28 protein-coding genes and 1 tRNA gene are annotated in these 25,667 nt (G+C 44.7%); 26 read left to right on the top strand and 3 right to left on the bottom strand.

Annotation, left to right across the window (positions count from 1 at the left end; all coding sequences use genetic code 11):
* Positions 1-1,077 precede the first annotated feature (1,077 nt).
* The 11 genes from rpmH (at position 1,078) to MKX36_RS25230 (ending at position 11,446) form a co-directional block, all read left to right on the top strand.
* The gene (rpmH, locus tag MKX36_RS25280) at positions 1,078-1,212 is read left to right on the top strand and encodes a 50S ribosomal protein L34 (RefSeq protein WP_007433250.1); all 135 of its coding nucleotides are present in this window, start codon (positions 1,078-1,080) and stop codon (positions 1,210-1,212) included.
* 257 nt (positions 1,213-1,469) lie between these two features.
* Positions 1,470-1,820 (top strand): ribonuclease P protein component, encoded by a 351-nt coding sequence (gene rnpA / locus MKX36_RS25275; RefSeq protein WP_013373922.1) that lies wholly within the window; start codon positions 1,470-1,472, stop codon positions 1,818-1,820.
* 71 nt (positions 1,821-1,891) lie between these two features.
* A complete protein-coding gene (locus MKX36_RS25270; protein ID WP_016822442.1) occupies positions 1,892-2,761 on the top strand; it encodes a YidC/Oxa1 family membrane protein insertase in 870 nt (289 codons plus the stop codon).
* Positions 2,758-3,516 carry an RNA-binding cell elongation regulator Jag/EloR gene (gene jag / locus MKX36_RS25265; protein ID WP_340866054.1) on the top strand — a complete coding sequence of 253 codons (759 nt, stop codon included), beginning with the start codon at positions 2,758-2,760 and terminating at the stop codon, positions 3,514-3,516. The genes MKX36_RS25270 and jag overlap by 4 nt, the downstream gene beginning before the upstream one ends.
* 130 nt (positions 3,517-3,646) lie before the next feature.
* Complete coding sequence (gene mnmE, locus MKX36_RS25260) at positions 3,647-5,023, top strand: tRNA uridine-5-carboxymethylaminomethyl(34) synthesis GTPase MnmE (protein ID WP_019689096.1); 1,377 nt, start codon at positions 3,647-3,649, stop codon at positions 5,021-5,023.
* Between the two features lie 97 nt (positions 5,024-5,120).
* Positions 5,121-7,010 carry a tRNA uridine-5-carboxymethylaminomethyl(34) synthesis enzyme MnmG gene (gene mnmG / locus MKX36_RS25255; RefSeq protein WP_016822445.1) on the top strand — a complete coding sequence of 630 codons (1,890 nt, stop codon included), beginning with the start codon at positions 5,121-5,123 and terminating at the stop codon, positions 7,008-7,010.
* Positions 7,010-7,732: a 16S rRNA (guanine(527)-N(7))-methyltransferase RsmG gene (rsmG, locus tag MKX36_RS25250; RefSeq protein ID WP_031462540.1), complete on the top strand. Its 723-nt coding sequence runs from the start codon at positions 7,010-7,012 to the stop codon at positions 7,730-7,732. Before mnmG ends, rsmG begins: the two co-directional genes overlap by 1 nt.
* 386 nt (positions 7,733-8,118) lie before the next feature.
* A complete protein-coding gene (gene noc / locus MKX36_RS25245) occupies positions 8,119-8,937 on the top strand; it encodes a nucleoid occlusion protein (protein ID WP_013373916.1) in 819 nt (272 codons plus the stop codon).
* 186 nt (positions 8,938-9,123) lie between these two features.
* The gene (locus MKX36_RS25240) at positions 9,124-9,885 is read left to right on the top strand and encodes a ParA family protein (RefSeq protein ID WP_013373915.1); all 762 of its coding nucleotides are present in this window, start codon (positions 9,124-9,126) and stop codon (positions 9,883-9,885) included.
* On the top strand, positions 9,878-10,720 hold the full coding sequence (locus tag MKX36_RS25235) for a ParB/RepB/Spo0J family partition protein (protein ID WP_016822448.1): 843 nt from the start codon (positions 9,878-9,880) through the stop codon (positions 10,718-10,720). Before MKX36_RS25240 ends, MKX36_RS25235 begins: the two co-directional genes overlap by 8 nt.
* 204 nt (positions 10,721-10,924) lie before the next feature.
* Complete coding sequence (locus tag MKX36_RS25230) at positions 10,925-11,446, top strand: DUF4446 family protein (protein ID WP_016822449.1); 522 nt, start codon at positions 10,925-10,927, stop codon at positions 11,444-11,446.
* Here MKX36_RS25230 and yyaC read toward each other — a convergent pair.
* Positions 11,400-12,002 (bottom strand): spore protease YyaC, encoded by a 603-nt coding sequence (gene yyaC, locus MKX36_RS25225; RefSeq protein WP_019689093.1) that lies wholly within the window; start codon positions 12,000-12,002, stop codon positions 11,400-11,402. The genes MKX36_RS25230 and yyaC overlap by 47 nt on opposite strands.
* 250 nt (positions 12,003-12,252) lie before the next feature.
* Between yyaC and MKX36_RS25220 the strand changes: the two genes are divergently transcribed.
* From MKX36_RS25220 to MKX36_RS25210, 3 genes are all read left to right on the top strand, one after another.
* Positions 12,253-13,203, top strand: coding sequence for a mechanosensitive ion channel family protein (locus MKX36_RS25220; protein ID WP_019689092.1), 951 nt, complete (start codon positions 12,253-12,255; stop codon positions 13,201-13,203).
* Entirely contained in the window at positions 13,193-13,417 is a 225-nt protein-coding gene (locus tag MKX36_RS25215; RefSeq protein ID WP_016822452.1) for a DUF951 domain-containing protein, read from the top strand. Before MKX36_RS25220 ends, MKX36_RS25215 begins: the two co-directional genes overlap by 11 nt.
* Before the next feature lie 77 nt (positions 13,418-13,494).
* A tRNA-Ser gene (locus tag MKX36_RS25210) sits at positions 13,495-13,585 on the top strand.
* Positions 13,586-13,791: 206 nt separating this feature from the next.
* Here MKX36_RS25210 and MKX36_RS25205 read toward each other — a convergent pair.
* On the bottom strand, positions 13,792-14,109 hold the full coding sequence (locus MKX36_RS25205; RefSeq protein ID WP_016822453.1) for a hypothetical protein: 318 nt from the start codon (positions 14,107-14,109) through the stop codon (positions 13,792-13,794).
* 366 nt (positions 14,110-14,475) lie between these two features.
* Entirely contained in the window at positions 14,476-14,670 is a 195-nt protein-coding gene (locus MKX36_RS25200) for a YjzC family protein (RefSeq protein ID WP_013373906.1), read from the bottom strand.
* A 318-nt stretch (positions 14,671-14,988) separates the two neighbouring features.
* Here MKX36_RS25200 and rpsF point away from each other — a divergent pair, with 318 nt between their 5' ends.
* The 12 genes from rpsF (at position 14,989) to MKX36_RS25140 (ending at position 25,664) form a co-directional block, all read left to right on the top strand.
* The gene (gene rpsF / locus MKX36_RS25195; RefSeq protein ID WP_007433230.1) at positions 14,989-15,273 is read left to right on the top strand and encodes a 30S ribosomal protein S6; all 285 of its coding nucleotides are present in this window, start codon (positions 14,989-14,991) and stop codon (positions 15,271-15,273) included.
* A gap of 49 nt (positions 15,274-15,322) precedes the next feature.
* On the top strand, positions 15,323-15,814 hold the full coding sequence (gene ssb, locus MKX36_RS25190; RefSeq protein ID WP_010346813.1) for a single-stranded DNA-binding protein: 492 nt from the start codon (positions 15,323-15,325) through the stop codon (positions 15,812-15,814).
* Between the two features lie 21 nt (positions 15,815-15,835).
* Complete coding sequence (gene rpsR / locus MKX36_RS25185; protein ID WP_013312800.1) at positions 15,836-16,108, top strand: 30S ribosomal protein S18; 273 nt, start codon at positions 15,836-15,838, stop codon at positions 16,106-16,108.
* 528 nt (positions 16,109-16,636) lie between these two features.
* Positions 16,637-18,376, top strand: coding sequence for an ABC transporter substrate-binding protein (locus MKX36_RS25180; protein WP_019689090.1), 1,740 nt, complete (start codon positions 16,637-16,639; stop codon positions 18,374-18,376).
* Positions 18,377-18,444: 68 nt separating this feature from the next.
* Positions 18,445-19,407 carry an ABC transporter permease gene (locus MKX36_RS25175; RefSeq protein ID WP_016822455.1) on the top strand — a complete coding sequence of 321 codons (963 nt, stop codon included), beginning with the start codon at positions 18,445-18,447 and terminating at the stop codon, positions 19,405-19,407.
* An 11-nt stretch (positions 19,408-19,418) separates the two neighbouring features.
* On the top strand, positions 19,419-20,342 hold the full coding sequence (gene opp4C, locus MKX36_RS25170; RefSeq protein WP_016822456.1) for an oligopeptide ABC transporter permease: 924 nt from the start codon (positions 19,419-19,421) through the stop codon (positions 20,340-20,342).
* A gap of 13 nt (positions 20,343-20,355) precedes the next feature.
* Positions 20,356-21,339, top strand: a complete 984-nt coding sequence (locus tag MKX36_RS25165) for an ABC transporter ATP-binding protein (RefSeq protein WP_016822457.1) — start codon at positions 20,356-20,358, stop codon at positions 21,337-21,339.
* Positions 21,336-22,301 carry an ABC transporter ATP-binding protein gene (locus MKX36_RS25160; RefSeq protein ID WP_242211416.1) on the top strand — a complete coding sequence of 322 codons (966 nt, stop codon included), beginning with the start codon at positions 21,336-21,338 and terminating at the stop codon, positions 22,299-22,301. The genes MKX36_RS25165 and MKX36_RS25160 overlap by 4 nt, the downstream gene beginning before the upstream one ends.
* Positions 22,302-22,461: 160 nt before the next feature.
* The gene (locus MKX36_RS25155; RefSeq protein ID WP_242211417.1) at positions 22,462-23,403 is read left to right on the top strand and encodes a D-alanyl-D-alanine carboxypeptidase family protein; all 942 of its coding nucleotides are present in this window, start codon (positions 22,462-22,464) and stop codon (positions 23,401-23,403) included.
* Between the two features lie 233 nt (positions 23,404-23,636).
* A complete protein-coding gene (locus MKX36_RS25150) occupies positions 23,637-24,698 on the top strand; it encodes an LCP family protein (protein WP_045244807.1) in 1,062 nt (353 codons plus the stop codon).
* Positions 24,699-24,743: 45 nt separating this feature from the next.
* Positions 24,744-25,172: a CBS domain-containing protein gene (locus tag MKX36_RS25145; protein ID WP_013373897.1), complete on the top strand. Its 429-nt coding sequence runs from the start codon at positions 24,744-24,746 to the stop codon at positions 25,170-25,172.
* Between the two features lie 189 nt (positions 25,173-25,361).
* A complete protein-coding gene (locus MKX36_RS25140) occupies positions 25,362-25,664 on the top strand; it encodes a MazG-like family protein (RefSeq protein WP_013373896.1) in 303 nt (100 codons plus the stop codon).
* The last annotated feature ends 3 nt before the right edge of the window (positions 25,665-25,667 follow it).

The following is a 25,667-nucleotide window of genomic DNA, read 5'->3' as shown; positions in this document are numbered from 1 at the left end:
AGACGTCACTCCTTTTAAATCCTGACATTTTGCCGAATTAAGCTGCAGAGAGCTGCTCTCGGCGCTTCGGCAAAACGCCTAAAATCACAAAAATATTGTTGAAGGCCATAAAAAGACATACCGCCGCCTAAATCATGCGGCAGTGTAGTGAGAGAACGCAGCACAAAATGCCCTGAAAAATAGTATTGGAAAATTCCACTGCTGATCAGCAGAAGAAAGGCGATATTTCTCAGGAGGGATGTGCGGCACGATCCGTTCTCTTATTCCCGCAGGCCAAAACGGGACTGCAATATGTCGAAATCAAATGAAAAATGTAGAATATATCCCCAGAATCCCGAATCCGCACAAAAATAAAAAGATGGATAAATTGAACTTGTTCACAACTTTATCCACAGGGTGTTGATAATATGGAGGGTAAAACAACATATTCACATTCAAAAGTAATATCATCATAGCAAAAGAAGCCTTGTATTTCAATGACTCGTGGTTATTTATCCACAAATTCAATCTGTTGTGTACAATTTTTATTCACAACACAAGATATTGTTTATAATTTGTTCAGTTTTCGACAATAACTCTTTTTTGCTCTAAAATGTTATGCACAGGTTATGACCATTTAAATCACAATTCCATTCTTTTTGTGGATCTGTGTATAACATCCGTTGCCTTTTGGTTACACCGGGTTGTTTTTGTGTTGAAAATTTCCGGTAACGTTTCCGACAATATTTTTGACGAAACTGATAGTGGGGATTTGGAACGGCCTGGATTGAAGCCGTAAATGAATAGATGAAAAAAAGGGCAGTTTTTAGATAGGAACGTAAGCTACAGTAAAATGCTGATGAATGTTGATCATGGAGAAGAAACGAAAAAATCGGGAATAAAGGGATAGAAAAGAGTAGAGTGGGTGATGCGAAAAGAGGGAGAGGGCTTGTGAATGTGAAAAAGAGGGAGAGAATTCAGAAGTACATTGACTTTGACCGCTATTTGTGGTTAAATGTACAAAGGTGTTTTTTGTGGAGATTGCTATGTTAGGTATATTCCATATAAAACGTATTCCTTGTAAGGAGGTGCAGCACAATGAGACCGACTTTCAGACCGAATGTCAGCAAACGTAAAAAAGTTCACGGCTTCCGTAAAAGAATGAGCACGAAGAATGGCCGTAAAGTTTTGGCAGCTCGTCGCCAAAAAGGTAGAAAAGTATTGAGTGCGTAATGCGTGCATAAAGACCACTACGGTGGTCTTTTTTTTCATAATTGAAGTATTTATGGATCGGATGCTTCTTCTATTGTAGAAATGTAGTGTAAAAAGAGGGACAAGTCCTACATCCTGCTCTATATTAGATGAAGTTTTTGAAAACGGATATAAAATAAGCGAGATTACCATGTTGGAATATTGTCCATACTTCTTACTATATAAGAGGTAAGGATTGCTTACCGATATGTGTAAAAGAATGAGCAAGGAGAAGCGCCGTGCAAAAAAAATTGCGTCTACGAAACCGGGCGGACTTTGGGCGCGTATACCGCCATGGCAAATCTTTTGCCAACCATCAGTTTGTGGTGTACTGGTTCCGCCGCAGAGAGGTAGAGCAGTTCCGCGTCGGAATTTCGGCTAGCAAGAAGATCGGCAATGCAGTTGTACGCAACCGGATGCGCAGGATCGTTAAGGAAATCGTGCGCCATCATGAGCAGGAATTGGTGGAGCAGATTGACCTGATTTTTATCGTTCGTAAGGGTGCGGTTACTAAGTCGTATCAAGAGCTGGAGAAAAGCGTGCTGCACGTTTTGCGCAAAGCCTCGCTGCTCAAGTCTACGCGCCGATAGTCAGTATCTTTGTCCTACAGGATATGGTATGATTTACGTTGGAATGGATTGGTTAAGAAAGGGGTTATGAAGTGTCGCGTTTGAAGACTCAACGAGGAAAATGGTTCCTCCTGATTGCCTTATTGGCACTTGTTGCTGTGCTGTCCGGATGTACCCAGGCGGCTCACAATTCTTACACGACGGCAGACTTGGCCAATGGATCTTGGTGGCAAAGATATGTCGTTTACTGGTTTTCGTATGCGCTGGATACATTTGCCCAATGGTTCTCTGGAGAATATGGCCTGGCCGTACTGATTCTGGTGATCATTGTGCGTACTATTATTTTGCCGCTTACACTCAAGCAAGTACGCAGTTCCAGAGCAATGCAGGCTATTCAGCCGCAATTAAAAGAAATTCAAGCGAAATACAAGGATACACCTGAGCGAGTCCAGCAAGAAACGATGAAATTGTTTCAAGAAAACAAGGTTAACCCAATGGCGGGCTGTCTGCCTTTGTTAGTACAGATGCCCATTTTCATCGCGCTTTATAATGCCATTTATTATAACTCGGCATTGCGGGATCATGACTTTTTGTGGCTCCAGTTAGGTAAACCGGATCACTTCTTTATCCTGCCGATTCTAGCAGCGATTACGACTTTTGTCCAAACTTGGATGATGATGAAAATGAATCCGACACCGCAGCAAGGACCCATGCAATTTTTGCTGTATGTCTATCCGGTGCTGATTCTATTCATGTCGTATAACTTCCCGTCTGCTTTGCCGTTGTACTGGTTTTTCAGTAATATTTACACGATTGTTCAAAACTATTTCCTTTATCGGAATAATGATAAGGACGCAGCATTGGCTAATGTAAAAACAGCGAGTCTCGCGAAAACAGGTTCCTCTAATAATAGTAAGAAAAAAGGCGGCAAAAACACGAAGGGGGCTAAAAAGTCGAGATGACCAAAGTCGTGACATCAGGAAAAACCGTTGAAGATGCTGTAAGACAAGGACTCTCCCAGCTGGGAGTAAGCCGTGAACGGGTAACCGTAAACGTGTTGGAACAGCCGTCAAAAGGATTCCTGGGGTGGCTAGGGGTCAAAAAGGCGAAGGTGGAGCTTACGCTGCTTTCTGAGCCGTCTCCTGAAACCACACACACGGCTGAACCTCATGTATCGGCTCAAGCACCTTCTGACGTGGGACAGGCTGTATCACAAGCTGGGTCTGTTGCGCAGGAAGCACAGATGAACATGGAAGCATCCAGGGGACATATAGATCCTTATGAAGAGGCGGTGCGTTTCATCCGTGAAACAGCTGCAGGAATGGGACTCGACGTCGAAGTCGATGTCCGTCATCGCAAGGATGAAAGTACACTGGATATCTCCGGTCCATCGCTCGGTATGCTGATTGGCCGCAGAGGACAGACATTAGATGCATTGCAGTACCTGACGAATATTGTTGCTAACCGTCATTCTGGTAAATTTATCCGAATTGTGCTGGATGCCGAGCAATTTCGTGCACGTCGGCGGAAAACGCTGGAGGATTTGGCGGAACGATTAGCGAACCAGGCTGTTCGTTACGGCAAGGAAGTGGTACTGGAGCCAATGCCGTCCCAGGAGCGGAAGCTGATTCATGCCAAGCTCCAGCAGCATGCGCTGGTTAGAACATACAGCAAGGGGGACGAGCCTAATCGGCGCGTTGTCATTGCCAAGAAATAATCCGACGCAATGGCTCTCTGCAAGCTGCAGAAGCCATTGCTTTTTTTCTTATATTTCACACAATGAAACGGGTGCCGTCCTTGATGAAGGGCGGCAATGCCGTTTTTACTTGATAGGAGGTAGAAACGATATGCTGAGCGATACCATAGCTGCCATTGCAACGGCTGTCGGCGAGGGCGGCATTGCAGTTGTGCGGGTCAGCGGTCCAGAAGCGGTCACGGAAGTGGAGGCTTTGTTCCGTAGTAAAACGCCCTTAAGTAAGGCTCCAACGCACACGGTACACTATGGACATATTATAGATCCTCAAAGCCAAGAGAAGGTGGAGGAAGTTTTAGTTACAGTGATGCGGGCACCACGCTCTTTTACAACAGAAGATGTGGTAGAGATCAGCACTCATGGCGGGGTGGTAGCCGTTAAACGGGTGATGGATTTGTTACTACTGCAAAATATACGTCTGGCTGAGCCAGGTGAATTTACGAAACGTGCTTTTTTGAATGGTCGTATTGACCTGAGTCAAGCGGAGGGCGTTATTGACTTAATTCGTTCCAAATCGGATAAAGCCTTTTCGATGGCTCTGAAGCAGGTGGATGGGCAGCTGTCCCAGAATATTCGTCGTTTGCGTCATGTTTTGGTCGAGACACTTGCTCATATTGAAGTAAACATTGATTACCCTGAGCATGATGTAGAATCCTTTACGTCTGAGTTAATCAAGGATAAAAGCAGCCAGGTTATAGCGGAAATTGATCGGCTGCTGCATACAGCGGAGCAGGGGAAAATTTTGCGTGAAGGGCTGACTACAGCGATTGTCGGAAGGCCGAATGTAGGCAAATCGTCGCTGCTTAACACGTTGGCTCAGGGCGAACGGGCGATTGTGACCGATATTCCGGGTACGACCCGTGACGTTATCGAGGAGTATGTGACGATTAATAATATTCCGCTCAAGCTGTTGGATACGGCTGGAATTCGCGAAACGATGGATGTCGTGGAACGGATTGGGGTAGAGCGTTCGAGAACGGCAGTTAGTGAAGCGGATCTGTTGCTCATCGTTATGAATGCCAACGAACCACTGCACGAGGATGAAATGGCATTAATGGAACAAATCCGCGGTAGACAAGCGATTGTTATTATGAATAAAATGGACTTACCGGCCCAAATAGACCGGGATTTGTTGCTGCGCTATGTTCCTGAAGAGCTTATTGTGCCGATGTCTGTGAAGGAAAATGAGGGAGCAGATCGGCTGGAGCAGGCTATATCGAATTTATTCTTTAGCGGCAAGCTAGAATCAGCGGATATGACGTATGTCAGCAATGTACGGCATATTGCTTTGCTGAAGAAAGCGCGCCAATCGCTGGTAGATGCCTATGAGGCCGCTGATCAATTTGTTCCAATTGACATGATCCAGATTGATGTAAGGCTGGCATGGGAGCATTTGGGTGAGATTGTAGGCGATACTGCGCATGATGCGTTAATAGATCAAATATTCTCACAATTCTGTCTGGGCAAGTAGAACATTCAAGCATGGCTGTTTTAAGCCTGCTATCGTTATAGATACACAAGAGCATATTCAGGGTGAAGACTCGAATGTATAAGGAGGCAAGAGAGGTATGGGATATCAAGGAGGCGACTATGATGTGATCATCGTCGGTGCAGGCCATGCGGGCGTAGAATCCGCCTTGGCAGCGGCACGGATGGGCTGTCGTACATTGATGATCACAATTAACTTGGATATGGTCGCATTCATGCCCTGCAACCCGTCTATTGGTGGTCCCGCAAAGGGTCATGTAGTACGGGAAATTGATGCATTGGGTGGCGAAATGGGTCGGAATATCGACAAGACATTTATCCAAATGAGAATGTTAAATACTGGTAAGGGTCCTGCCGTGCATGCCTTGCGCGCACAAGCAGACAAGTTCTCTTATCAGCATGCGATGAAGGAAACGATGGAGAAAGAACCGAATCTGACCTTACGTCAAGGCATGGTTGAAGAGCTGATTATAGAAGACGGCCAATGCGTAGGTGTGATTACGAAGACGGGCACAGAGTATCGTAGTAAAGCAGTTGTCCTGACGACGGGCACCTATCTGCGCGGAAAAATCATTATGGGTGAGCTGATGTATGAGAGTGGTCCGAACAATCAGCAGCCTTCGCTGAGACTTTCTGAACATTTGAGAGAGCTTGGGTTTGATCTCGTTCGCTTTAAAACAGGGACGCCACCACGTGTGCATAAGGATACGATTGATTTTAGCAAAACAGAAATACAGCCAGGCGATGATCAGCCGAAGTTCTTCTCCTATGAAACGAAGTCCTCGGATAATGAGCAGTTGCCTTGCTGGCTGACGTATACTTCAGTGGAAACACATCAGATTATTAATGATAATTTGCACCGTGCACCGATGTTCTCTGGTCTGATCGAAGGAACGGGACCACGTTATTGCCCCTCTATTGAAGATAAAGTGGTGCGTTTCAGTGATAAGCCGAAGCACCAAATCTTTTTGGAGCCTGAGGGTAAAAACACATCTGAATACTATGTTCAAGGCTTGTCAACAAGCTTGCCAGAGGATGTGCAATTAGCAGTACTGCGTACCATTCCAGGGATGGAAAAGGTAGAAATGATGCGTAACGGTTACGCTATTGAGTATGATGCGATGGTACCTACTCAGTTGTGGCCTACTTTGGAAACGAAAAAAGTACCTGGCTTGTTCACAGCAGGTCAGATTAACGGGACATCTGGTTATGAAGAAGCTGCGGGTCAAGGAATTATGGCTGGGATTAATGCAGCTCGCAAGGTGCAGGGAAAAGAGCCCGTCGTACTGGATCGTTCTCAAGGCTACATTGGGGTTCTGATTGACGATCTGGTGACGAAGGGGACAAATGAGCCCTATCGCTTGCTGACATCCCGTGCAGAATACCGTCTGTTGTTGCGGCATGATAACGCGGATCTGCGATTGACTCCGATCGGGCATGATATTGGCCTGATTACAGATGAACGATACGAGCGCTTTTTGGATAAAAAACAAAAGGTAGAGCAAGAAATTGAGCGTTTGCGCTTAGCTAAAGTTCGTCCGGTTGATGTAAATGAGATGCTGGAGCAAGGCGGATCTGCACCGATACAGGACGGCAGTAATTTGTTAACAGTACTGCGTCGACCTGAGATCAGCTATGCACAAGTGGCACAAATTTCGCCTTCACCTGTAGCTCTTACTGAGGAAGAGCAAGAACAGGTAGAAATCCAAATTAAGTATGCGGGCTACATTGAAAAGCAATTAATGCATGTAGAACGCCTGCAAAAGATGGAGAAGAAGAAGCTTCCAGAGGATATCGCATACAATGAAGTTCAAGGCTTGGCCATTGAAGCCAAGCAGAAACTTGAGAAGATCCGTCCGATGTCCATTGGTCAGGCATCCCGTATCTCCGGTGTAACTCCTGCGGATATTTCCATTTTGCTGGTTTATCTGGAGCACTATAACCGTGTAACGGCAGCGAGGGGATCTTAATGGACGCGATACAACAGCAGTTTAAGCAGCGGCTGGCAGAGCATAGCATTGTGATTAATGACAGTCAGTTAGAGCAGTTTGAAACATATTACCGTGTGCTGGTCGAATGGAATGAAAAAATGAACCTGACGGGCATTACTGAGCGAGATGCAGTGTACACCAAGCATTTTTACGATTCTCTTTCACTTGCCTTTTATGTTCCGTTAAATGATGTGGGGAGCCTGGCTGACATTGGGTCAGGCGCTGGTTTTCCTGGAATCCCCTTGAAAATATGCTTTCCACATATTCAATTGACCATTGTAGACTCATTGAACAAACGCATACAATTTTTAGCTCATGTTGTAGAGCAGTTGGGACTGGAAAATGTCGAACTGATTCACAGCAGGGCAGAGGAATTGGGGCGCAAAGCAGGATATCGTGATAGCTATGATCTGGTCACAGCGCGAGCCGTTGCCCGTCTCGCGGTACTAAATGAATTTTGTCTTCCTTTTGTCCGTGAAGGGGGCCACTTTGCAGCAATGAAGGGTAGCGACCCAACGGAAGAAATCAGGGAAGCCTCCTACAGTTTGAAAGAGCTAAAGGGAAAAATCAAGCATGTTCAGGCCTTTCAGCTACCTGTTGAGGATGCAGCCAGACATATGATTATTATTGAAAAAAGAGCAGCTACACCACGGAAATACCCGCGTAAGCCAGGTACTCCTTTGAAAACACCTTTAGTGTAAATGTTTGAAAAAAAGTGAATGTTTCACGTGAAACATTCACTTTTTTTATGGTTTATAAACTCCTTGCTTAAGATGACTCCTTGCCGAATGCCCTCTACATAATTTATTCTTTTATCCTTCTGAAAAGCTGTTAGAGACGATAGGATTATGACTGGAAAAGTGATAGAATAGAGATAATCGTTTTAGTGTAAGTTGGCTGCTTCCCGTACCCATGATTTCAGATATACATATAGGGAAGTGGGACAACAAATGTCAGGGGAGTACGTGGAGTGTACCCGCTTACGGCGCTGTTTCATATAGAAGGGTCTACAATCCCCGTAAGGAACTGTTTTTCACGAAGCGCTGTTTGTATGGTGCTATTATGAAATTAGGTGGTATTATACGGAATGAAAGAACAATTTTCCAAGCTATTTGGTTTGACGGAGCGCTCCAATGGGGACGAAATAAAACAAATTCCAGTTCGGGATATTGTCAGCAGTCCTTATCAGCCCCGCACCATATTTGACGACGAAAAGATTGATGAGCTATGCCAGACTATTAAGACGCATGGTGTAATTCAACCGATTGTCGTTCGTTTCCGTAATGGACAATATGAAATTATAGCAGGGGAACGTCGTTGGAGAGCTGTCACCAAGCTGGGTATGGAGACGATTCCAGCCATTGTTCGTGAGTTTAATGATTCACAAGCTGCATCCATCGCGTTGATTGAGAATCTTCAGCGGGAGGGCCTAACTGCGATTGAAGAGGCTGTAGCTTATCAAAAGCTGATTGACCTGCATCAACTCACCCAGGAAAGCCTCGCTCAGCGACTTGGCAAAAGCCAATCCACTATTGCTAATAAGATACGGCTGCTTCATTTGCCGGAGAGAGTGAAAGAGGCTCTAATGGAGCGGAAGGTGTCCGAGCGTCACGCTCGTGCATTATTGTCGTTAGAGACCGAAGAGCTACAGTACAAGGTTTTAGATGAAGTGATTGCTAAGGAACTCAATGTGAAGCAAACAGAGGCACGAGTTGCCTTCTATAAACAAGTATCCACGATTAAGAAATCTAAGCGGATTTCCTTTACCAAGGATGTCCGGCTTGCGCTGAATACGATTCGTCAATCCATTGATATGGTGTCTGGCTCAGGGTTGGATATCAAAACAAAGGAATCTGATCATGAGGATCACTATGAGATTGTCATTCAAATTCCCAAACGTAAGTAAGGGATGAAGCGTACAGCGGCAGCAATTGCCGCTTTTTCTGTCTAACGCCAACATAAAACCGCAGCATACTCGTATTCTATTTTGAAATTGCCGTTATCCGTAAGTTAAGGACTAAGTAACGTCTTCATAGAGCTTTTGCAATCATGGAACGTAGCAGGATTCCGATTAAATTATGAGGTGAATGAAGTGTCAAAAATAATAGCCGTAGCCAATCAAAAGGGCGGAGTAGGCAAAACGACTACTTCCGTGAATTTGGGCGCCGGACTTGCTTCCCTCGGCAAAAGGGTATTGCTCGTGGATATCGACCCGCAAGGTAATACAACTAGCGGTGTGGGTATCAATAAGGCGGATGTGGCAAATTGTATTTATGATGTACTCATTAACGAAGTTGACCCTAGCGAGGCGATTATCAGTACACAGGTTGAGGGATTGGATATTATCCCGGCAACCATCCAATTAGCGGGTGCTGAAATCGAGCTGGTACCAACTATTTCTCGCGAATTGAGATTAAAAAGATCACTTCAACTCGTCAAGCATAATTACGATTATATATTAATAGATTGTCCCCCATCGCTGGGTATTTTAACGCTCAATTCCTTGACGGCTTCCGATTCAGTCATTATTCCAATCCAATGTGAATATTACGCGCTGGAAGGATTAAGCCAATTGTTGAATACCGTGCGATTAGTGCAAAAACATCTAAACACCTCATTGCAAATTGAGGGCGTATTGCTAACCATGTTTGACGCCCGCACGAACTTGGGTATTCAGGTGATTGAAGAAGTGAAAAAATATTTTCAAAGCAAAGTTTATCAGACGATTATTCCACGCAACGTGAGACTCAGCGAAGCACCATCACATGGCCAGTCCATTATTACGTATGATCCCCGGTCTCGTGGGGCAGAGGTATATATTGAGTTGGCAAAGGAAGTGGTATCTTATGAGTAAACGGTTGGGAAAGGGACTGGACGCACTTATTCCCTCCCTTACAGTCAGTGACGAGGATAAGGTTGTTGACATTCCGCTCAGTCAGTTGCGGGCGAACCCATACCAGCCTCGGAAAACGTTTGATGAGGAGTCCATTAAGGAATTAGCGGAATCCATTCGTCAGCACGGTGTTATCCAACCCATTATTGCGCGTAGTGTCTTGAGAGGTTATGAGATTATAGCCGGGGAAAGACGGTTTCGGGCCTCTCAATTTTGCGGGAATCCAACCATACCTGTGGTTGTTCGCAATTTTACAGATCAGCAGGTAATGGAGATTGCCCTGATTGAGAATTTGCAGCGTGAAAACTTAAATGCAATGGAAGTGGCGGTGGCTTATCAGGGGTTAATGGATCAGTTTTCTTTAACTCAGGAAGAGTTGTCCATGAAAGTGGGAAAATCACGTTCACACATTGCCAATTTTCTCCGTTTGCTCGCATTGCCTGAGGAGGTTAAAGATCATGTTTCACGTGGAACATTGTCTATGGGGCATGCTAGAGCAATTGTCGGGCTCAAAGATCCAGACATGGTAAAACAGCTGGCCATGCAATGTATTGAGCAACAGTGGAGCGTTCGTGAACTTGAGGAAGCCGTACAACAGTTGGATCATAAGCCTGGAGAAACAAAAGCTAAAGCCAAGGTGCGAAAAAAGGACCCCTATATTGACCATATGGAAGAGTCCCTGCGCGAGCGTTTTAAAACAACTGTAAAGATCAAGCACAATAAAGATAAAGGGAAAATCGAATTGAATTATTACAGCCAGCAGGATTTGGAAAGATTACTGGAGCTATTACAGTAGTCTGTAAAAATATGGACATGTCTCCTTGAGTGAAATGGAAAGTGAGATATGTCTTTGCTTTGTCTGGAATTGCAGGAATTAGAATGGTTTTGATGGATAAACTAATAGCCTTGTGTTATTTGTCTCGCTGTTCTCAAACGTTTAAAATAAAAGGTAAGCAAAGCAGTAACATGATTTTTGAGGTAGAGGGGTAGAAACAAACATATGGCTGAATTGAATGGACTAATCATGGAGCAGCTTGCTGGTATTGTTGCAGGGATCGTGCTTATTTTGCTTATCCTGTTGATTGTTGTTATTGTACAGGGGTCAAAGCTAAAGAAGATGCGGCGAAAGTATGAAACCATGATGGCAGGCAGCGGGGTAGAGAATTTGGAGACGCTGCTGATTGATTTAAAGGTACAGATGGACACGATTGAAGATGAGCAGGAAGCCCACCGTGCAAGTATGAAATCACTACGCAGCAAACTGACTGGCTTGAAGGGACATATAGGCATCAAACGCTATAATGCCTTTGGTGAGAGAGGGAGCGATCTAAGCTTCTCTCTGGCTATTGTAGACGATAATCAGGACGGAATAGTATTGACCGGTATTTATAACCGGGATGGCTCATATGTGTATGCCAAGCCTCTGGAAGCGGGACAATCTTCTTATTCCTTATCACCTGAAGAGAAAGAAGCTATTACTCTTGCGCAGCAAGTAGGACAGACCGGTAATGCCACTCCTTAATTGCGGAGTATAAGCTACTAGCTATGATATCTGATAATTTCATGACCAAATTTAGTCTCGTATTTTGCAACACAAAGTATTCCATGAAGCCGCCGACGTTAACGATACCAGTCAAATGGATATCGCCGACCGGCGGTAATTCTTTATTTACACCTGCTCCAGGTTTAAGAGGACCCTCTGCAACCTGAATGCATCCAACACTGGAGGTTTGTCCAAGACATGCGTCTATACCAATGATATAAGGCTGTTCGTATCGGTCATGTATGCCGTTCAGCGTCGTTTGAAGGTTCATAGCATGTACAGGCTCATCTAATGTTCCATACAAGTTAAACAGGGGGCTTTTATAGCGTGACAAATGGGTACCAACGAGCGGACCAAGGCAATCTCCAGTAGAACGATCGGTGCCGATGCAAATGATGACGATATTTTGCAGACTCCGTGCCTGATGCAGATGGAACAGCAAGCGATGGATGATGGCTGATTGGATCCCGGGATCGGTGTGTGATATTTTTAAGCTTAGGGGTTCTTGCCCCGGAATGAAGTCAGAATGAGTCATGGAATCTTCCTTTCGTCCTGTAATGGAGCGTGCAGGTTGTGCTCGCCTACTTTTAAGATTTCACTTGGCCTGCGGGTAACAATTATTCTCAAGATAGTAGCTAGTATATGGATAAACTTGCGTTTTTATACTCGGGAAAAGTAGATTATTCATAGTCGTATGTTTGAAGTCGGGAGATATGCTTATATAGATAGGAAATAGAATGTGGGAAATAGAAAGAGTGGTTCCCTGGTTTGAGGAGGAGTACAGCATGACCTTTATACATTGGTTGGCCGGTAATTTAGACACGGATGACGTAGTGCAAGGTGCGATTCATTGGAAGGATGCTGTATGGAAATGGCTTACAGATAGTGCGATGTGGTCGACCTTTTTGTTTGTGGTTTTGAAAATCGTAATTATTTTCATCATTACACGTATCTTTATTCGAGTTATTAATAAAATTATAGATAAGTCGATGGAGCAAAAGGGAGATAACGGCAGATTCCGATTGAATACCAGACGGTTAACGACTGTGGGCGAACTGCTGAAAAATGTAACAAATATTGTGTTCAATTTCATCTTGATTATGCTGGTGCTATCGCAAATGGGTATAAATCTAGGCCCTCTGATTGCTGGAGCTGGAGTGCTTGGGTTGGCTGTAGGTTTTGGGGCACAGAGCTTGGTTAAGGATGTAATTACCGGATTCTTCATTATATTTGAGGATCAATTTGCCGTAGGAGACGTCATTCAGACGGGAACTTTCAAGGGGACGGTAGAAATGATTGGGCTGCGTACAACCAGGCTGGTGAGCTGGAAAGGTGAGGTGTATATTTTACCGAACGGCTCCATTACGACGGTAACGAACTTCTCCATGTCCAACGCGTTGGCGGTGGTAGATGTGCCGATGAAGGCGGAGCGTAGTCTGGAGGAAGCCGTCAGCTTGGTAAAACAGGCGATCCAAGGTATCGAAGAGTCCAATGCGCAGATACTTAATATGCCGGATGTGTTAGGCGTTCAGTCCATGACTACATCAGAGTATATCGTACGGGTTGTGGCGGAATGTATGCCGAATACAGGGGCCTTGGTAGAGCGTGATATTCAGAATAATATCAAGAGGGCTCTAGAGGACGAGGAACATCGTCAGGCCGCACTGGAGACGGCGATCACCCTTGAAAAAGAAGATGAGTCAGGAAGAAAAGGGGGAGAAAAGGGTGGAGCGTAAGTCGTTTGAACTAGGGGATATTGTGCAGATGAAGAAGCCTCATCCATGTGGAACGAACGAGATGGAAATTATCCGGATGGGGATGGATATTCGAATCAAATGTGTCGGATGCCAGCATAGTGTGCTGATTCCGCGTGCCAAGTTCGAAAAGAATATGAAGAAAGTGCTGCGCTCAAAGTCCAGCGCTGGCGAGCAAAATTCGGAAACCATTTGAGCAGAGAAAGTGGATCATGGTGAACAAGAAATCAGCTTGCGTCATGGTAGCAATGATGATATAATTATCCTTGCTGCGGAAAGGTACCCAAGAGGTCCAAGGGGGCTGACTCGAAATCAGTTAGGCGTCGCAAGGCGTGCGTGGGTTCGAATCCCACTCTTTCCGCCACTAACTTCATGAACTTGATCAATCTCTTACGTCTGCTGACGTAGGGGATTTTTTGCTTTATGGAAATAAATCATTATTAGGTTATAAAAATGAATGTAGCGATATCGAAGAATGATTAAGAACCCCTTGGTGAATGAATAAGGTGTTAAAGTAAAAGAAAGCTCCTAACAGCGTTTGAGATAATTGCCGTCAGGAGCATTCTTTTGTTATAGCTGGTTAGGCGGGTAATGATAGCGTTTTGTTCTCTTTGAGCCAGAGATCATCAGCAGGATGGCAGCGATCAAATGGAGTGCCCAGCCAACAAAAGGAATCCAGGCTAGCAAGGAAGTGAGTACTCCCCAGACAGAACCGTAGATCGCTTCCTGATTGCGTAACGACAGGATAAGTGTTACTGCATGCAGGACAAGCATAAACCCCAGTGCTGAGTAGCCAGTCCCCATGACAATAGCTCCTCCCACAATCGGTACAGCCAGCACCAATTCGAATATACCTGATATCCACTTTAATATACGAGAATAGCTCATCTTTAAACCTCCGTAGATAGTAGGTCTTTGTACTTGGATATATTCTAGCAGAAGGAGCTGAATTAATCTGCATTTTACCAGCATATGCAAAAAGTCCGATAATGCAACAAAGGAGGACCACAAAGGTCCTCCATCGTAGGCGATACATTTTTAACAGGATACGATCTGTCCAATCACATCATGAAACTCGGTGTACTGACTAGCAATACCGTGTTGAAAAGACAGTGTCCTTTTACACAAACCTAACGCTTCTAATGCCCGGAATGGATCTCCTAACAGTTTGTAAGGCTACGTTGTCCAACGGAACCACACCTCTCTGTTGTATCGCCTAATCATAATATGGCCAGGATTCCGAAGAAATATACATTAGTGGACACGAGCTTTCGTTTTTTTCTTCCACTTGCGATTATGGTTGGTGGTCTTCGGAAAAGAATCGCCTCTTTCCAACGTTATTTGCTGCGGGTTTTGGATTTCAGTATGAAAGCTTTTTTCTCCAACCTCCATATATACGCCGTCATTTGGGACCTTATCCCCGGGTACGAACTCAGTCTTTTCACCCATACGGTTGTGCCTCCTTAGATAATGAATTTGGACTGCAACGGTTATTGTGCGCTGTCTTAAACAGAAACATGCGAAATCAGGGCACACAGATAGTAGTTAATCAAAAATGATTTCCTTTATATATGCAAAATTTGTGAAGTGATATAAAAATGTATAAAGCTAATAATAGGTTGTGTGTGAACAGCTTTTAGCCTTGTGCTCGAAATTGCAGGTTGCATTCAGGTGCTCGATTTGGTAAACTGTTTTAGTGCGAGTTTAGGCTCGTTCCTTGCTCTCAACTGAGATTGAGGGCCTTATGTCCATAAGGAGGTGTAAAGAATGCGCAAATATGAAGTGATGTACATTATTCGTCCTGACATTGAACAAGAAGCTGTTCAAGCGACAGTCGACAAATTCCAAGGTATCATCTCTAACGGCGGTGGCGAAATTACGAATCACGATGTAACTAAACGCCGTCTTGCGTATGAGATCAAGAAATTCCGTGATGGTTCTTTCGTTCTGGTAAACTTCACAGCAGAACCTGCTGTTGTTACTGAGCTTGAGCGTATCATGAAAATTTCTGACGAAGTAATTCGTTATCTCATTACGAACGACGTAGCTTAATTATTGTACGTGATTATGTAATGAACAACGCTCAAAGGAGGGGATTGGATTGTTGAACCGTGTCATTCTGATCGGTCGTTTGACCAAAGATCCAGAGCTGCGCTATACACCGTCTGGTGTAGCAGTAACCCAGTTCACCCTGGCTGTAGACCGTCCGTTTACAAGTCAAGGCGGCGAACGGGAAGCGGATTTCTTGCCGATCGTAACCTGGCGTCAGCTTGCTGAAACATGCGCTAACTATCTTCGTAAAGGTCGTTTGACGGCTGTTGAAGGCCGTGTACAGGTGCGTAATTATGAGAACAATGAAGGAAAACGTGTATACGTGACTGAAATTGTTGCTGATAATGTACGTTTCTTGGAATCTAACCGCGATAGCGGCAACGGTGGCGGCAATAGCGGTGGAGGTATGCGTGAGGAGTCTCCTTTCGGAGGCGGTAACAGCAATAGTGGGCGCGGGAATAATAACTCGCGAAACAATCAGGATCCTTTTTCCGATGACGGAAAACCGATCGATATTTCGGATGATGATCTACCATTTTAATTGGGAAAGGACTGACAAAGAATGGGCTTCAGACAAAGAGAAGGCGGAGACGATAACAAAAGACCAGCTCGTCGTGGTGGTCGCAACAAACGTCGTAAAGTATGTTTCTTCACTGTGAACAAAATTACTCACATTGACTATAAAGATACAGATCTGCTTAAAAAATTCATCAGCGAACGTGGAAAAATTCTTCCTCGTCGTGTGACTGGAACAAGCGCGAAATATCAACGTATGTTGACAATCGCTGTTAAACGTTCCCGTCAAATCGCATTGCTTCCTTACACTACTGAATAGTAGTGGGTGGAAAGAAAAGATGTTCCCAATTCTGGGGGCATCTTTTTTTATGATTTTTTTTATTGACAACAAGTGCCATCTATTGTAACTTACTAATAATACAATCCATGTTTACCCATTAAGTATAATTTACCTTTTAGTGGCTTAGGAAATTACAAGCTCCCCAACTCGCCAGAGTACACATTTCAACCATTCGAAATGTTATTTTATATTACATAACACTCAGTTTTTTGTCATTTCCCACAAGTAAATTTCATAAACTTTACAAAAATAGTTGTTTTGCAATTGCATATTACATAAAAAAAGATATTGACGTGATATTATTTTACACTTAAGATAAACCTTAATAAAAATGTAATGGTTGTCGGTGCACAAAATTGACCAAGGGTCTAAAACATGTGTTCTACGCTATCATTAGGAACAGTAAGGAGGATGTGCAAACTTCATTTTCAAACCTCAAGCTTTAACGAATCACCGCAGGAATGAGACAGGCTGTTAAATAAAGACCGACTAAGGGGGATTAACAGGATGGTGCAAACGAAGAAATGGGTTTCTTTGCTTATGGTGCTTACGATCGTTGGTGTTCTGTTTGCAGGATGTAGTGGAGGTGCTAATGAGGCACAGCCGCAGCAAGGTAATGCGGATAAGAAAACAGAGGGAAATGAAGGCAGCGCACCAGTTACAGAGGGTGTAATTAAAGCGACGGATTTGTCACAAAATCCTCCGGGAGCAACAAATCGGAAAGATAACATTGTAGTAGGTATGACATCACCTAAAGGGGTATTTAACCCGCTATTCTGGCAAACAACTTACGATTTATATGTAGTCAGAACGGTATTTGATTCCTTCTTACAGGTGAAGGCAGATGGTACATATGAAAATAGTTTGGCTGAGAAGGTTGATGTATCGCCGGATGGTCTAAAATACACCTTCCATCTGAAACCAGGTGTGAAGTATAGTGACGGCACTCCAGTAACCGTAAAGGATTATGCTTTTGTTCTCAAAGTGCTGCATGATCCGAATTATGATGGAGAAAGCGATATATTATCTTTTAAGATTAAAGGCGGTAAGGAATACCACGATGGCAAGGCGAATGATATCTCGGGTATCAAGGTCATCGATGATAATACAGTAGAGGTAACCGTTACAGAAGCAACAGCTTATACGAAGGATTATCTGGGTGAGCAATACTTCATGCCAGAAGCTTATTACGGAAAAGGGTTCAAGAAGGGTAACCTGGACAGCATCAAGGCGCTTAATAATAAACCAATCGGCTCCGGGCAGTATGTGCTGAAGAGCTTTTCCCCGGGTCAGCAAGTCGTACTTGAAGCGAATCCAAACTACTTCAAGGGCGCACCAAAGGTAAAATCGGTTATTTTCAAAACGACAACAGAAGAAACAAACCTGTCTATGCTGCAAACAGGCGAAACGGACATGGACAACATCACAGTTACGGAAGACAATGTAGAGGAATTAAAGGCTCTAGGCTTCTTGGACGTGAATATTATGCCGACCAATGGCTATGGATATATTGCATTTAATCACAAGGAAAAGAAATTCCAGGACCCTAAAGTACGTCAGGCTTTAACTATTGGTTTAAACCGTAAAGAGATTGTACAGGGCGTGTATGGCCCATATGCGAATGTCATTAACATTCCACAATCTACCGAATCTTGGTCTTATACGGATGAAGGCATCAACAAATATGAATTTGATACAGCGAAGGCGAAGGCTTTGCTGGATGAGGCAGGCTGGAAGGTTGGTGCTGACGGGATTCGCGAAAAGGACGGCGAAAAGCTGACCATTAACTTCTCCGCAACTGCTGATAATCCAGTAGTAGAGGCCTTGCTACCAATCATGTCCAATAACTATAAGGAGCTAGGCATCAAGCTGACTTCCGAAACTTTAGATTTTAACGCCATTATGGATAAAAAGGATACAGGCAAGTTTGATATGTTCTTTGCGGCCTGGGGCTTAACTCCAGACCCGGACACAACGACTTTTATTACGAATGGTGCACAAAACGATATCGGCTACTCTAATAAAAAGGTCGATGAATTAACGCTTGCTGGTAAGCATGAACTGGATCAAGAGAAACGCAAACAGATTTACAAACAGCTCTATCAAGAGTTGAACAAAGATCTGCCAACTATCTTTATGTACCAACGCAGAGATATGTGGCCAGTGAATGGACGTGTATCCGGCCTAGAAATTACGCCATACAAAGATTTTGAGTTCACTCTGCATAACGCTCAAATCGCTCAATAAGGGATGCCAACCGTATGCTCAGCTCTCACGAGCTGGGCATATCACTTTATTCGTCTGGAGGAATGAATATGAAGCAGTACATTATTCGAAGACTGCTGCAACTCATCCCCACACTTATTGGCATATCCATTATCGTTTTTGCGATTTCAGCCATGGTGCCGGGTGATTACATTACAGCCAAGCAGAACCCGAATATGACCGCCGAGAAGGCGCAGCAGCTACGACATATCTACGGGCTGGATAAGCCGGAATACCAACGTTATTTTATATGGGCCGGTAATATGTTAAAGGGAAATATGGGGGATTCATTACAGCATAAGCAGCCGGTAACGAAGGTCATTGGCAATTATGTATGGAACTCTTTTATTATCGCTTTTTTTAGTCTTATTTTTAGCTGGCTCATTGCAGTTGTTGCAGGGGTATTTTCAGCTAAGTTTCAATATTCCTTATTCGATAAGTTCGTGACGTTATTCATTTTCTTATGTATGTCGCTGCCTTCATTTTTTATTGGTCTATTGGTTATCAAAATATTTGCCCTTGAATGGGGAATTCTCCCGGTTGGGGGTATGACTACAGCAGGGATGGAAGCAGGTTCGTGGGCGTATATGGTGGATGTCCTCAAGCATATGTTCCTGCCGACACTCGTACTTACGATGCTGAGTACAGGAAGCCTGACTCGTTATTTCCGTACAGGCATGTTGGAGGTCATCCGTCAGGATTATATCCGTACCGCACGCGCCAAGGGCTTGAAGGAACGGACGGTTATTTTCAAACATGCACTGCGCAATGCCCTGATTCCAGCAATCACACTGCTCGGGTTCGAGCTTCCAGCCTTATTTGGTGGGGCAATGATCCTGGAAAAGGTATTTGTATGGCCGGGTGTGGGGCAGGTCTACCTGGAGTCCATTAGTATGCGGGACTATCCGTTTATGTTGGGCTTCACCATTTTCCTAGCTGTTCTCACGCTCATCGGCAATCTACTTTCTGATGTATTGTATGGCATGGCAGATCCAAGAATTCGCTTGAAGTAGGAGGGATACTATTGTCCGCAGAAACAGTCACGATTGAAACGAATCAAAAGGCGGCGATCCGTCCTGAAGCGTCTCCATGGAGAATCGCCGTTCGCCGTTTTAATCAAAACCGCTTGGCTTTAGCAGGTCTCGTTATATTAATTCTGATGGTTATCATTTGTGTATTTGGTCCCATGATTTCACCTTATCATTTAGATGATTACAAGCTATCTGACAAAAACTTATCCCCTAATGCGAAGTACTGGCTCGGTACGGATAAGTTTGGTAGAGATATTTTACTGCGTACGATGCTGGCTGGCCGTATTTCTTTGACAGTGGGGCTGGTCGCCACGTTTATTTCGGTCATGATCGGGGCAACGTTGGGTGCGCTGGCAGGGTTTTATCGTAAAGGCGTGGATACGGTTATTATGCGGATTGCCGATATTTTTATGGCGCTGCCTACATTGCCGCTGCTTATTATTTTAGGTGCTGTTCTATCGGATTTGAAGGTTGATCCGTCGAACCGTATTTATTTTCTGATGCTTATTATTGGGGTCCTGAGCTGGACGAGCTTGTCCCGTCTGGTCAGAGGGCAGATTCTTACGCTGCGTGAACAGGAGTTCATGCAGGCGACGGAAGCGCTGGGATTGAGAGACCGCCGCAAAATATTCCGACATCTGCTACCGAACACGATTCCTACTATTATTGTTACGGCTACGCTTGGAGTGGCTGGTGCGATTATTACAGAATCTGCGCTCAGTTACTTGGGGATTGGCGTCGTGCCGCCCACACCTTCGTGGGGGAACATGATATCGGCTGCGAATAATCTGATTGACTTCCGCAAACGGCCCTGGATATGGGTACCACCGGGAATGTGTATTCTAATTACCGTTGTAGCGATTAATCTGATTGGTGACGGCTTGCGTGACGCGCTGGACCCTAAAATGAAGAAGTAGGAGACGAACGTTTATGGAAAATGCTTTGATTGAATTTCGTAACCTGAAAACCCACTTTCATACCTCTAACGGAACTGTCAAAGCGGTCAATGACGTCAGTTTTAAAATTCGTGAGGGTGAAACGCTCTGTGTGGTAGGAGAATCTGGCTGTGGTAAGAGTGTAACTGCGATGACAATGATGCGGTTGATTGATTCTCCCCACACCTCAGACGGACAAATTTGGTTTGAGGGCAAGGATCTCCTAAAACTCAATAAAGGGCAAATGCAGCAAATTCGCGGCAATGACATTTCGATTATTTTTCAGGAACCGATGTCTTCTCTGAATCCGGTGCTTACGATCGGGGAACAGATTACGGAGCCGTTGCTGATGCATACATTAATGAGTAAAAGGGAAGCACGCGCCCGGGCAATTGAACTAATTAATTTGGTGGGCATTTCGCGATCGGAGGAAATATTCAATTCCTATCCTCATGAGTTGAGTGGCGGTATGCGCCAGCGGATTATGATTGCTATTGCTTTAAGCTGTAATCCGAAGCTGTTGATTGCGGATGAACCGACAACGGCACTGGATGTAACGATCCAGGCACAGATTCTCGATTTAATGCGGGATTTGAAGGATAAGCTTAAAACGTCCATTATGCTGATAACACATGACTTGGGTGTCGTGGCAGAAATGGCGGATTATGTGGTCGTTATGTATGCCGGGAACGTTATTGAAGAGGCTCCTGTCATTGAGCTGTTCAAAAATCCGCAGCATCCGTATACTCAAGGACTATTAAAGGCAAAGCCTGTCATTAATCAGAAAATGGATCGGCTATATTCCATCCCAGGGCAGGTGCCAAACCCCATTGAGCTGGGCGAAAATTGCCATTTTCATGATCGATGCGCACATTGTATGCAAATATGCAAGGATCAGGCCCCTCCCTTGAATGAAAAGGAGAATGGCCATAAGGTTGCCTGCTGGCTATATGAGAAAGAAGGAGGGCAACGAATATGAGCGAGCCTTTAATTCAAGTGGAAGGGCTGAAAAAGTATTTCCCAATCACAGGCGGGGTTTTTCAGCGTACGGTCGGACATGTCAAGGCGGTCGATGATGTATCCTTTCATATTCATAAGGGTGAATCGTTTGGTCTGGTAGGAGAATCGGGCTGCGGTAAAAGTACGATTGGACGCACGATTCTCAGATTGATGGATAAGACAGAGGGATCAGTACGGTACAAGGGCGAAGATTTGCACGCATTAAACAAGGAGCAGATTCGTGCGCTTCGTCCAAAGCTGCAAATCGTCTTCCAGGACCCTTTTAGTTCACTGAACCCGAGAATTAAGGTGGGTGAGGCGATCGGAGAGGCTTTGCTGGATCACGGGTTGATTGATCGTAATGATCTACGGCAGAAGGTCAACGAAACGCTGAACATTTGTGGGCTGTCCTCATATCACTATGATCGTTATCCGCATGAGTTCTCTGGCGGTCAGCGGCAGCGGATCGGGATTGCAAGGGCCTTGATTTTGAATCCTGATTTTATTGTGGCTGACGAGCCGGTATCTGCTCTGGATGTGTCGATTCAAGCCCAGATCATTAACTTGTTAAGCGATTTGCAGCAGGAACGCCAACTGACGTACCTGTTCATCTCGCATGATCTGAGTGTAGTCGAGCATCTGTGTAGCCGGATTGGTGTGATGTATCTGGGCTCGATGGTAGAGTTGGCTTCCAAGGAGGAGCTGTTCAGCAATCCGCTACACCCATACACCAAGGCTCTGCTATCAGCAGTACCGATTCCAGATCCGACGATCAAAAGGCAGCGGATTGTGTTAAAAGGGGACATCCCGTCTCCGGCTAATCCGCCGTCAGGATGCAAGTTTCATACACGCTGTCCTATGGCGGAAGCGCGCTGTAGAACAGAGGCTCCAGTATACCGAGATGCGGGCGACCAGCATTTTGTAGCCTGTCACTTTGCCTGATACGACATACTGAAGAAGCAAAATATCCGTCATCCTGTAACAAGGATTGGCGGATATTTTGTCGTGAAATAAAAAAAGGTAAAAAAATTGTATCTTTTTTTCGAAAAATTGCAGACAAAATGGATTTTTCATCGTCTAATAAGATATGGAGGTTATTACGATGATGAAAAAACATTGGTTACGTTGGGCTATTGTCGTCCCGGTACTTATTATATTGATTTTTATTACTCTTGGACCCCGCTTGTTGATCGGAAAGCCGAATGTGGATGCAGACGCTGCAGTGCTGATGGACATACACACCGGGGAATTACTGATGGATGTGAATGGCGATAAGCCTATGCCTTCTGCAAATATGTCCAAGCTCATGACCGAGCTATTGGTACTGGAGGATATTCGGACCGGACGGTTAGGCTGGAATGATGAGGTGCGAATTAGTCGTTATGCCAGTACGGTGGGTGGTGTGAATCTGTCTCTTCGGTATGGGGAAAGAATGACCGTATCTGAACTGTTCCAAAGTATGGTTGTGTATTCAGCGAATGACGCCGCTGTAGCGCTGGCAGAGCGTTCATCAGGGAATGAGTCCGCTTTTGTGAAGCGCATGAATGAAAAGGCTGCTCAAATTGGGCTGTCACCCAGTAGTCGCTTTAGTAATGCCTCTGGGGCTGGTCAGAGTGAATTGGGGCCGAACCATCCTAAGGATATTCGCGGAGAAACAAAAATGACGGCAAGCGACACTGCAAAGTTGGCCTCTTACTTGATTACGTCACATCCTGAGATTCTCAGAACGTCCAGCCGCACACAGATGGAATTGAAGGATAAGGGCATTTACATCAGTAATACGAACTGGATGCTGCCTTCCTTGGCTGGACCGTACTCTTATGCGGGGACGGACGGATTGAAAGCAGGGTACACAAGCGATGCTGGATACTGCTTCACTGGTACAGCTGAGCAGCATGGCAAACGATTAGTTGCTGTAGTGCTGGGTGCACCGAGCAAGGAAGAGCGTTTCGCACAGACACGGAAGCTGTTTGATTATGGTTTTTCTCTGTCCACCTCTTTTCCGGTACGATTGCAAAATTTGGTGAAACTGTCTCTGCATTAAGATAAAAGATAACTTTGAAAGCTACATAGAATACTTATATAAACGTAAATGAGGGCTTTGACCGTAAGGGCAAAGCCTTTTTTGTCATGAGTTTGAGGAATTAACCACGCCATGGCACTTTTGACAACAAGGTAGCAGACCTTTTATGCTTTGAGGGGAAGTTTCCGCTTCATGAGGGATCAATCCGGTTTAATGAAGAGATGGGATTTGTGGACGAAAGAAGGAAGGAAGCCATGATGGAGAGAAGACATAAGAGAAGGACCCGTGGAAAGCCCAAAAAGAAAAAGAGGTTTACCGCTCTATATATTTCATGTATTGTCTTGCTTTTAGTTGCAGTAGGGGGCTATCTATTCCGCAAACAGCTGACGCTCGTGGCTTTTGACTGGTTTGTGTCACCGACGCTGGAAAGCAAGCTGGAGAAATCCTACCAGCCTCGTCAATCCAAGGAACAACAGCCCCAAGAGACCATTGCTTACCAGAAGGAGCCTTTTTCGGTGTTATTACTGGGGACAGATCAACGGCCCAATGAAAAGGCACGTGGTCGCTCAGATACGGTGATATATGCTGCTGTACGGCCCGCAGAATCGCGTGTGCTCTTGATTTCTATCCCAAGGGATACGTATGTACAGATTGCCGGACATGATTCCAATCGAGATGGCGAGGATGATTTTGATAAGTTGGGGCATGCTTATGCGTTCGGAGGCGAGGATATGTCCATGGGCACTGTAGAGAAGCTGATGGAGCATAAGGTCGATTATTATGCTACGATTAATTTCCAGGGTATTCAGGATGCCGTGAATGCAGTGGGCGGAGTAGTGTTACCTATCGACCAGCCCATCGAGAATAAAAACCCGCTGCATATCAAGTTCCGTATTGAGGCGGGCAAGCCGCTTTATAATGGTGAAGAAGCCATGTATTATGTTAGGTATCGGGAAGATAGCGACTTCAACCGTACAAAACGTCAGCAAATTTTTTTGAATGCTATGGCCGATAGGCTACTGAATATCGACGGAATCACCAAGATCCCGGAGTTGCTCGATATCATGGGGGCCAATTTCACAACGGATATGGAACCTGCCTTTATTACTGGGCTTGGCAAGCAAGCTATTTCACAAGGGAATCCACAAATCTCAAGTTTTACGATTACGGGGGAAGGGTTCAAGAAGAAGGGCCTGTACTATGACCGGGCTAATGAACAGGAACTTGAATATGCCAGACTTATGATTGCGAACTGGCTAGACTCTGATACAACCCCGCAGACGCTGAGGCTTCCCGACAAACAGGACATTCAGTGAGTAATCAATGGATTTATATTTGATTTTGAGGGGGATTCGTTTCTCATGAATATTGCTTTTTTCTTGCTTCCCAAACAAGAGGTCGCTTGTGTAACGGCGGATGCTACTCTACGGCAAACATTGGAACGAATGGAATATCACCGGTTCACAGCGGTTCCTATTTTGGATAAGGAAGGTAGATATACGGGTACGGTTACAGAGGGTGACCTATTGTGGCATATGAAAGAGTCCGAGGGGAAAATCACCTTTGAAAACGCTTCTAAGTTTATGCTCAAGGACGTTCCGCTGCGGGTTTCGATGAAACCTGTATCCATTGATGCCAATATGGAGGATCTGATTAATTTGGCGAAGGTACAAAACTTTGTGCCCGTTGTGGATGATATGGAAAGGTTTATCGGTATCGTGCGCCGCAGCCAAATTATTGAGTATTGTGAGAAATTTGTGTCCAAGGAATCGCTTAATACTTCAAGCTAAAATAAGCAGCAAAGCCGCACTGAAGATTACTATTACCCTAGGGGCTAACAGTGTTGACATGGGCTTATAATGAGTAGCAAAGCTGCTCTGAAAATAACGATTTACCCTATGGGGTAACAGTTATTTTCAAAATAGGATATGCTATAATGGAGAATAAAGCTTTTTCAGAGGGGTGTGACTCTTCATCATATGCCTAAAGAAATGGATGTAGTTAAACGAGCCAAGGTTATTGAATGGCTTAAAACAGAGGTGCTTGACCAAGTCTCCCGTCTGTTTAAGGCGATGTGGGAAGGCAGTACAGTCCGTATTGGTGACTGTTTGGCCAGCCTGGTGATGAGCAGTTATATTCTGGGGAGGCGTCTTGGGGTGTCTTACCGTGAATTGGATGATCTACTCATCGACAAGCTAAGAAAGCACAGAAAAGAAGGACACCAGCTGGAGGATTGGTATCAGGACATTTCCGCACTGGAAGAACATATGCGTAAGAGGTGAAAA

The sequence above is a fragment of the Paenibacillus sp. FSL W8-0439 genome (assembly GCF_038008995.1).
GTDB classification, from domain to species: Bacteria; Bacillota; Bacilli; order Paenibacillales; family Paenibacillaceae; genus Paenibacillus; species Paenibacillus polymyxa.
This window is presented reverse-complemented; position numbering and strand designations above follow the sequence as displayed.

Coding starts and splice junctions, on each gene's coding strand:
- MKX36_RS25235 (WP_016822448.1), top strand. CDS start 9,878: ATGAGTAAACGGTTGGGAAAGGGACTGGACGCACTTATTCCCTCCCTT.
- MKX36_RS25140 (WP_013373896.1), top strand. CDS start 25,362: ATGCCTAAAGAAATGGATGTAGTTAAACGAGCCAAGGTTATTGAATGG.
- rpsF (WP_007433230.1), top strand. CDS start 14,989: ATGCGCAAATATGAAGTGATGTACATTATTCGTCCTGACATTGAACAA.
- MKX36_RS25145 (WP_013373897.1), top strand. CDS start 24,744: ATGAATATTGCTTTTTTCTTGCTTCCCAAACAAGAGGTCGCTTGTGTA.
- mnmE (WP_019689096.1), top strand. CDS start 3,647: ATGCTGAGCGATACCATAGCTGCCATTGCAACGGCTGTCGGCGAGGGC.
- MKX36_RS25200 (WP_013373906.1), bottom strand. CDS start 14,670: ATGGGTGAAAAGACTGAGTTCGTACCCGGGGATAAGGTCCCAAATGAC.
- MKX36_RS25160 (WP_242211416.1), top strand. CDS start 21,336: ATGAGCGAGCCTTTAATTCAAGTGGAAGGGCTGAAAAAGTATTTCCCA.
- MKX36_RS25150 (WP_045244807.1), top strand. CDS start 23,637: ATGATGGAGAGAAGACATAAGAGAAGGACCCGTGGAAAGCCCAAAAAG.
- MKX36_RS25165 (WP_016822457.1), top strand. CDS start 20,356: ATGGAAAATGCTTTGATTGAATTTCGTAACCTGAAAACCCACTTTCAT.
- MKX36_RS25155 (WP_242211417.1), top strand. CDS start 22,462: ATGATGAAAAAACATTGGTTACGTTGGGCTATTGTCGTCCCGGTACTT.
- rsmG (WP_031462540.1), top strand. CDS start 7,010: ATGGACGCGATACAACAGCAGTTTAAGCAGCGGCTGGCAGAGCATAGC.
- jag (WP_340866054.1), top strand. CDS start 2,758: ATGACCAAAGTCGTGACATCAGGAAAAACCGTTGAAGATGCTGTAAGA.
- noc (WP_013373916.1), top strand. CDS start 8,119: ATGAAAGAACAATTTTCCAAGCTATTTGGTTTGACGGAGCGCTCCAAT.
- MKX36_RS25175 (WP_016822455.1), top strand. CDS start 18,445: ATGAAGCAGTACATTATTCGAAGACTGCTGCAACTCATCCCCACACTT.
- MKX36_RS25220 (WP_019689092.1), top strand. CDS start 12,253: ATGACCTTTATACATTGGTTGGCCGGTAATTTAGACACGGATGACGTA.
- yyaC (WP_019689093.1), bottom strand. CDS start 12,002: ATGACTCATTCTGACTTCATTCCGGGGCAAGAACCCCTAAGCTTAAAA.
- rpsR (WP_013312800.1), top strand. CDS start 15,836: ATGGGCTTCAGACAAAGAGAAGGCGGAGACGATAACAAAAGACCAGCT.
- mnmG (WP_016822445.1), top strand. CDS start 5,121: ATGGGATATCAAGGAGGCGACTATGATGTGATCATCGTCGGTGCAGGC.
- MKX36_RS25180 (WP_019689090.1), top strand. CDS start 16,637: ATGGTGCAAACGAAGAAATGGGTTTCTTTGCTTATGGTGCTTACGATC.
- MKX36_RS25205 (WP_016822453.1), bottom strand. CDS start 14,109: ATGAGCTATTCTCGTATATTAAAGTGGATATCAGGTATATTCGAATTG.
- MKX36_RS25230 (WP_016822449.1), top strand. CDS start 10,925: ATGGCTGAATTGAATGGACTAATCATGGAGCAGCTTGCTGGTATTGTT.
- rpmH (WP_007433250.1), top strand. CDS start 1,078: ATGAGACCGACTTTCAGACCGAATGTCAGCAAACGTAAAAAAGTTCAC.